This window comes from Dactylosporangium siamense, assembly GCF_016862795.1.
Classification (GTDB): domain Bacteria; phylum Actinomycetota; class Actinomycetes; order Mycobacteriales; family Micromonosporaceae; genus Dactylosporangium; species Dactylosporangium siamense.
In genome coordinates, this window is sequence record NZ_BONQ01000039.1 from 23010 (window position 1) to 29653 (window position 6644).

The 6644-nt window shown below is 72.5% G+C and carries 8 protein-coding genes; 2 read left to right on the plus strand and 6 right to left on the minus strand.

Going from position 1 to position 6644, the window contains the following annotated elements; translation table 11 throughout:
* Window positions 1-7: 7 nt before the first annotated feature.
* Genes Dsi01nite_RS13320 through Dsi01nite_RS13345 form a run of 6 tightly spaced genes read right to left on the minus strand, consistent with a single transcriptional unit; the run spans window position 8 to window position 4509 of the window.
* Window positions 8-1528, minus strand: coding sequence for a polyamine aminopropyltransferase (locus Dsi01nite_RS13320; protein WP_203846436.1), 1521 nt, complete (start codon window positions 1526-1528; stop codon window positions 8-10).
* Window positions 1525-2538 (minus strand): hypothetical protein, encoded by a 1014-nt coding sequence (locus tag Dsi01nite_RS13325; RefSeq protein ID WP_203846437.1) that lies wholly within the window; start codon window positions 2536-2538, stop codon window positions 1525-1527. Before Dsi01nite_RS13325 ends, Dsi01nite_RS13320 begins: the two co-directional genes overlap by 4 nt.
* A complete protein-coding gene (locus Dsi01nite_RS13330; RefSeq protein WP_203846438.1) occupies window positions 2538-2960 on the minus strand; it encodes a DUF350 domain-containing protein in 423 nt (140 codons plus the stop codon). Before Dsi01nite_RS13330 ends, Dsi01nite_RS13325 begins: the two co-directional genes overlap by 1 nt.
* Before the next feature lie 6 nt (window positions 2961-2966).
* Window positions 2967-3392: a DUF4247 domain-containing protein gene (locus Dsi01nite_RS13335; protein WP_203846439.1), complete on the minus strand. Its 426-nt coding sequence runs from the start codon at window positions 3390-3392 to the stop codon at window positions 2967-2969.
* Window positions 3389-3889: a DUF2617 family protein gene (locus tag Dsi01nite_RS13340; RefSeq protein ID WP_203846440.1), complete on the minus strand. Its 501-nt coding sequence runs from the start codon at window positions 3887-3889 to the stop codon at window positions 3389-3391. The genes Dsi01nite_RS13335 and Dsi01nite_RS13340 overlap by 4 nt, the downstream gene beginning before the upstream one ends.
* A gap of 2 nt (window positions 3890-3891) precedes the next feature.
* Window positions 3892-4509: a DUF4178 domain-containing protein gene (locus Dsi01nite_RS13345; RefSeq protein WP_203846441.1), complete on the minus strand. Its 618-nt coding sequence runs from the start codon at window positions 4507-4509 to the stop codon at window positions 3892-3894.
* 122 nt (window positions 4510-4631) lie between these two features.
* Between Dsi01nite_RS13345 and Dsi01nite_RS13350 the strand changes: the two genes are divergently transcribed.
* Window positions 4632-5936 carry a DUF2252 domain-containing protein gene (locus tag Dsi01nite_RS13350; protein ID WP_203846442.1) on the plus strand — a complete coding sequence of 435 codons (1305 nt, stop codon included), beginning with the start codon at window positions 4632-4634 and terminating at the stop codon, window positions 5934-5936.
* A gap of 9 nt (window positions 5937-5945) precedes the next feature.
* Window positions 5946-6545, plus strand: coding sequence for an MBL fold metallo-hydrolase (locus Dsi01nite_RS13355; RefSeq protein WP_203846443.1), 600 nt, complete (start codon window positions 5946-5948; stop codon window positions 6543-6545).
* The last annotated feature ends 99 nt before the right edge of the window (window positions 6546-6644 follow it).

Below are 6644 nucleotides of genomic sequence, written 5' to 3' on the forward strand. Positions count from 1 at the left end.
ATCCGAGTCAGTAGCCCTTCCACTCTTCGCGCGCGTATTCGAGGATGCGTGGGTCCATCAGCGTGGAGGGTGGCACGGAGATCCGGCGGCGGTCGACGGGGAAGGTCGTGGCCGCCCGCAGCACGTCGGCGTCGAGGAAGCGCAGCGCGGCCGGCGGCGCCACCGAGAGGGCGGGGGCGGTGTCGGCGGCGGCGAGGAAGAAGCCCCAGTCGCCGAACGACGGGACGTCCACGTGATACGGCGACGTCGCGAACCCGGCCTCCCGCAGCGACGCCTCCACACACCAGTAGGAGCGCTGCGCGAAGTACGGCGAGCCGGACTGCACCACGACCCGGCCGCCGGGGGCGAGGGCGCGGCGGACCATGGCGTAGAACTCGACGGAGTACAGCTTCGCGGTGGCCGTCTCGTCCGGGTCGGGCATGTCGACGATGATGGCGTCGAACTGCGGCGGGCCGTCGCGCAGCCAGGCGAAGGCGTCGAGGTTGAGCAGGTGGACGCGCGGGTCGTCGTACGCGGCGGCGTTGAGCGCCCGCAGCCGCGGGTCGGTCCGGGCGAGCGCGATGACGGCGGGGTCGAGCTCGACCTCCGTCACGGACGATACGTCCGGATATTTCAGGACTTCACGGAGCGCCAGGCCGTCACCGCCGCCGAGGATCAGGACCCGGCCCCGGGTGCCGGCCAGCACCGGATGCACGAGGGCCTCGTGGTAGCGGTACTCGTCGATCGAGGCGAACTGCAGGTCGCCGTTGAGGAACAGCCGCACGTCGGCGCCGTCGAGCGAGGAGGTGAGGACGATCTCCTGGTAGCGGCTGTGGGTCGCGTAGACGACCGGGTCGGCGTAGAGCTGCTGCCGCGCGGTGACCTCGAACGGCGCGGACACCCAGAACGCGAAGCCGAGCACGGCGAGGACCGCGAGCGCGCCACCGGTCAGCGCGGCGCCGGCGCGGCGGCTCAGGTCACGCCGGAAGACGGCGAAGACCACGAGCACGCCGATGACGGCGTTGACGACGCCGACGACCAGGGCGCCGCGGAGCTGGCCGAAGACCGGCAGCAGCAGGAACGGGAACGCCAGCCCGCCGAGCAGCGCACCGACGTAGTCGGCGGCGAACAGGTCCGCCACGGCGCTGCCCGCGTCCTGCCGCCGGATGCGCTGCAACAGGACCATCAACAGCGGGATCTCGGCGCCGATCAGCGCGCCGAGCAGCAGCGCGACGGCGACCAGCGCGGGCGCGTACAGGTCCAGCCACGCGAACGCGGCGTACAGCCCGAGGACCGACAGCCCGCCGAAGAGCGCGAGCAGCAGTTCGATCCACGCGAACGCGACGAGCGCGTGGCCCTGCAACGGTTTCGCGGCGAGGGCCCCGATGCCCATCGCGAAGACCATCACGCCGAGCACGATCGACGCCTGCGCGGCCGTGTCGCCGATCAGGTAGCTGCCGAGGGCGACGAGCGCCAGCTCGTACACCAGGCCGCAGGCGGCGCAGACGAACACGGCCGCCAGGACGGCGGTGCGCCGGAACCGGGTCACGGAGCCGGCGGGCGGGACGAGCGGATGCCCAGCAGCAGCGCGACCGCGGCCACGAGCAGCAGCCCGCCGGCGACGCTGAGCAGCACCCACCGGTCGCGGAAGAAGTCGCTGCCGCCGGTCGCGACGGGTGCGACGCTGCCGGTCGCGGCGGGCACGGGCACGGGCGTCGGCGCCAGGCCCGCCTCCTGGGTGAGCAGCGGCAGCGCGTCGGCGGCGATCAGGATCGTGGTCGACGGGTCGTCCAGGAGCCGGCCGGTGCCGGCGCCGAGCCGATCGAACGCGGCCGGGTCCAGGCGGCCGGTGCCGCCGAGGGTGCTCCTGATCGAGTACGTCGCGGAGTCCTCGGACTCGCTGCTCTCCGGGTAGTAGCGGACGTTGGCCTGCACCTCGACGTATTTCGGGCACTTCGCCGGGTCGTCGGTGACGGCCTTGCCGACGCCGAGGTTCGAGCCGACGTTCACCGTCGACGCGGAGCTCTGCAGCCGCCAGCCGTAGCAGATGCCGTGCGCCGCGGTGGCCCTGGCCAGCCCGTCGACGACCGACTGCTGGTCCGCGGCGACGGGCACGTCGACCCCGGTGCCGGAGTCGCCGAAGGCGCCGTAGCACGACACCCCGCACACCACGACGACGAGCGCCACGAACCCCACGAGCCACCCCTTGTGCAGCCCGCCCGACCGGGTCGCGGGAGTTGCCGTGCCAGGCGTTTGCGGCGGGGGTACGGCCAGTGCCGGCTGCTGTGGCACCGCCGGTTGCTGTGGTACCGGCGGCGGGGGCGCCGCGAAGCCGGGCTGCTCCCGCACCCCGGAGACCGGTGGCTCCGGGGACCCGGCCGGATCCGGTGGCAGGGCGAACGCCGGCTTCGGTGCGGGCGCGGGCTCCACCGGTACCACGGCCGGCGGTGTGAAAGCAGGCTCCACCGGTACCACGGCCGGCGGTGCGAATGCAGGCTCCTCCGGCGCCGCGGCGGGCAGTGCGAAAGCGGGCTTCTCCGGCTCCTGGGGTGCGCTCATCAGAGGATCGCCGCGGCGATGATCGCACCCACCGCGACGTGGACCACGGCGCTGATCCACACCGCCGGGTGCGGCTCGGGATGCACCAGCAGCTCGCCGAGCTTCCCCGGGGTCGCCAGGTCCAGCACGACGAACGCGACCGTCATCACCAGCAGCCCGATCAGCCCGTAGCCGGCGGTCGAGCCGATGCCGCGCAGGAAGTCCCCGTCGCTGGCGACGATCGCCGTGGTCGCGATGGTGCCGACGGCCACGAGGTTGGAGGCGAGCAGGATCGCGGCGTTGGCGTTGCGCTCGTGCCAGATGAGGTGCCGCAGCGACCCGGGGGTGGCGAGGTCGACGAGGACGGCGCCGATCCCCATGAGGGCGATGCCGACCGCGGCGTAGCCGAGGGTGACCGCCAGGTCGGTGACGAGATCGAGCATGTCGGTCTACTTTCCGGAGCCGGGGCCGCCACCGCGGCCGCTGTTGCCGTCGCCCCGGCCGATCCAGCCGTTGCCCACCACGCCGGAGTAGCGGCGGTACGCGGTCCGCAGCCCCTCGACGAGGATCAGCGTGCCGGTGCCGTTCGGTGTGAGCACGACGGAGTCGTTGGAGTAGCGCAGGTAGACGCCGGTGCCGTCGGCGTAGCGACCGGCCGGCGACCACGCGCGGGTGATCTCGTCCGCGACCCTGGTCGGGGACTTGGCGCTGGTGTAGGCGCGGGCGTCGGTGCCGATGTCGCGGGACGCGGCGCGGCTGTAGTGCTTGGCGACGTAGGACGTCGGGGAGAAGTTGCCGGAGCAGGCCGTGAACCCGCCGATGATCAGCCCGATGGAGGCGAGACTCGCGGCGAGGACGTACCAGATGCGCTTCATGCGGATGTCACCGTCGTCTCGGTCGTGACCAGTTCGCCGGTCTGGGGGTAGGCGTGCGCGGTCCACCACGCGGCGCCGCCGGGGACGGCCCGGGCGGCGAGGACCGTCAGGGCGTCGCGGTCGCCGGGGAACACCCCGGCCAGGACGTGCTCCTCGACCGCGGCGCGGCGGCGCAGGTCGGCGGCGGCGGCGTCGAAGTCCGCCACGCTCAGGCGCCGGACGGTCGCGGCGAAGCGGTAGCCGGGCCGCTCGAACGCCTCCGGCAGCCGCGCGGTGACCGCCGGCAGGCACGCGACGGTCTCGTCGACGAGGGCCGTTCCGGGCGCGTGCGGCTCGAACCGCACCTGGTGGGACGCGCCCAGCAGCCGCAGGACGACGACGCCGGCCGGCAGCGTGACGCGCATCGAGCGCAGCGCCGGCTGCGGCGGCAGGCCGAGCCCGAACCGCAGATCGGCGGCGGTCGTGTCGGTGTACGGGGTGTCCAGGGTGACGAGCACGCTCAGCTGCCCCGCGACCAGACGCGGACCTCGGCGCGCCGCAGCGGCTCGCCGCGCCCGACCTCCCACCGGTCGGCCTCGCCGGGCCCGGCGTAGGACTCGAACGACAGCAGCGCCCCGTCGGCCGCGGCGTAGTCGACGTACTTCGCGGTCCCGGCGGCGTGCAGGCCGGTCGTGCCGGTCGAGGCGAACCGGGCGGTGCCCGACTCGTCCCTGGTGTAGCGCCGCCCGTCGAAGTCGACCGTCGCCGCGCCCGGGCTCACCGTCGCCGACGGCACCTCGTGCCACAGCGCCAGCTCCAGGTCGGGGTCCTCCTCCACCGACAGCCACACCTTGGGCCCGCCGGCCGCGTCGTCGAGCAGGTGCTCGGCCCAGCCCCAGGACTGCTCGGTGTAGTGCAGGCTCCCGCGCACGGTGTACGCCTGCCCCTTGATCTCCACCGTGTCGCCCGCGGCCAGGCTGCGCGGGTCGCCGCGCAGCACGTCGGCGTCGGTGTCCCGGAACGGGTCCTGCGCCTTCGCCGGCCCCTGCGGCGGTCGGCGGCGGCGCAGGAGGACCGCGGTGAGGACCGCCACGGCAGCGAGCAGCACGACGACGAGCACGACGAGCAGGGCGGTCACAGAGGTCCTTCGGGCGGGGAAGATCCGGTGGGCGCTGAGGGTATCAACCGCTTCGGAGTTCCGCCTGTCGTGATTGCGCCATTGTGCGCGCGCCGGTTGCGGCGGGTGCTTACGGTTGATCAATGGTTGACTCCCAGCAGCGGGCCGATCAGCTGGTCGACGTGCTCGTGACCGAGTTCGGCGAGCTGATGGCCCAGGACCCCGCCGCCTTCCGCCGCAAGTTCCGCAAGATGGCCGCCACGCCGTTCGCGTTTTACCGGGGCAGCGCCTGCGTCTACTACGCCGACCTCAACGGCGTCGCCGACCCGTTCCTCGACGAGCGGACCTCCGGCGTGTGGATCCACGGTGACCTGCACGCCGAGAACTTCGGCACCTACCTCAACTCCGAGGGCGTCCTCGTCTTCAACGTCAACGACTTCGACGAGGCCTACGTCGGGCCGTTCATCTGGGACCTGAAGCGGTTCGCGGCGAGCGTCGCGCTCATCGGCTACGCGAAGGCCCTCTCCGACACCGTGATCGGTGACCTGGTCGCCGGCTACGCCCGCACGTACGTGTCGGAGCTGCGCGCGATCGCGGCCGGCGGTGAGGAGGCGATCGGGTCGCTGACCCTCGACACCACCGACGGCGTGCTGCGCGACGTGCTGCAGCGGGCCCGGCTCAACACCCGGGTCGCCCTCCTCGACGAGCAGACCGTGATCGAGGACTACGACCGCCGCTTCGCGATGAGCGACGGCGTGTACCTCGTCGACCCGGCCACCCGCGCCGAGGTCGAGGCGGCGTTCGAGGCGTACCTGCCGACGCTGCCGTCGTGGGACGGTTCCCGCTCGCCGCAGTACTCCATCAAGGACGTCGTGATGCGCAAGGGCGTCGGGATCGGCTCGGCCGGGCTGCCCTCGTACAACGTCCTCCTCGAAGGCCACACGCAGGCCCTGGAGAACGACGTCATCATCTATATGAAGCAGGGCCAGACCCCGGCGGTGTCCCGCTGGATCACCGACCCGAAGGTGAAGGCCTACTTCAAGCACCAGGGCCACCGCACCAGCGAGTCGCAGCGGGCCCTGCAGGCGCACGCGGACGCGTGGGCGGGCTACACCGAGCTGCGCGGCGTCGGCCAGGTCGTCGCCGAGGTGTCGCCCTACGCCGCGGACCTGGACTGGAGCGACGTCAACGAGCTGCCCGACCTGACCAGCGTGGTGAACTACCTGGGCCGGGCGACCGCCCGCATGCACTCGGTCGCCGACGACGAGTCCAGCCACGACCTCGTCAACTTCTCCACCGAGGAGGCGATCGTCGCCGCGATCTCCCGCGACGAGGACGGCTTCGTCGACGCCCTGGTCGACTTCGCCCACTCCTACGGTGCCCGGGCCCGCGCCGACCACCAGATCTTCGTCGACCTGTTCCGCAACGGGAAGTTCCCGGGTCTCTAAACTCGACCTATGGTGCGGATCGAACGACTGGTGACCTCTGGGACGTTCTCGCTGGACGGCGAGACGTTCGACGTCGACAACAACGTCTGGATCGTCGGCGACGACACCGAGGCCGTCGTCATCGACGCGGCCCACGACGCCGCCGCGATCCTGCACGCCGTCGGCTCCCGGCACCTGCTCGCGATCGTCTGCACCCACGGCCACGACGACCACATCGACGCCGCCCCGGAGGTGGCGCTGCGCACCGGCGCGCCGATCCTGCTGCACCCCGGGGACCTGCCGCTGTGGCATATGCGCCACCCCGACCTGGAGCCGTCCGCGACGCTCGCGGACGGTCAGGTCATCACCGTCGCCGGCACCGACCTGACCGTCCTGCACACCCCGGGCCACAGCCCCGGCGCCGTCTGCCTCTCCGCCCCGTCCCTCGGCGTCGTCTTCACCGGTGACACCCTCTTCCAGGGCGGCCCCGGCGCCACCGGCCGATCGTTTTCGGACAAGCCGACGATCCTGGCGTCGATCCGCACCCGCCTGCTGACCCTGCCCAGCGACACCGTCGTGCACACCGGCCACGGCACCGACACCACCATCGGCGCCGAGTCCGGCATCTGATCAGTTCCGGCCTTCGTTCACCGGCCTTCGTTCACCGGCCTTCGTTCACCGGCCTTCGTTCACCGGCCTTCGTTCACCGGCCTTCGTTCACCGGCCTTC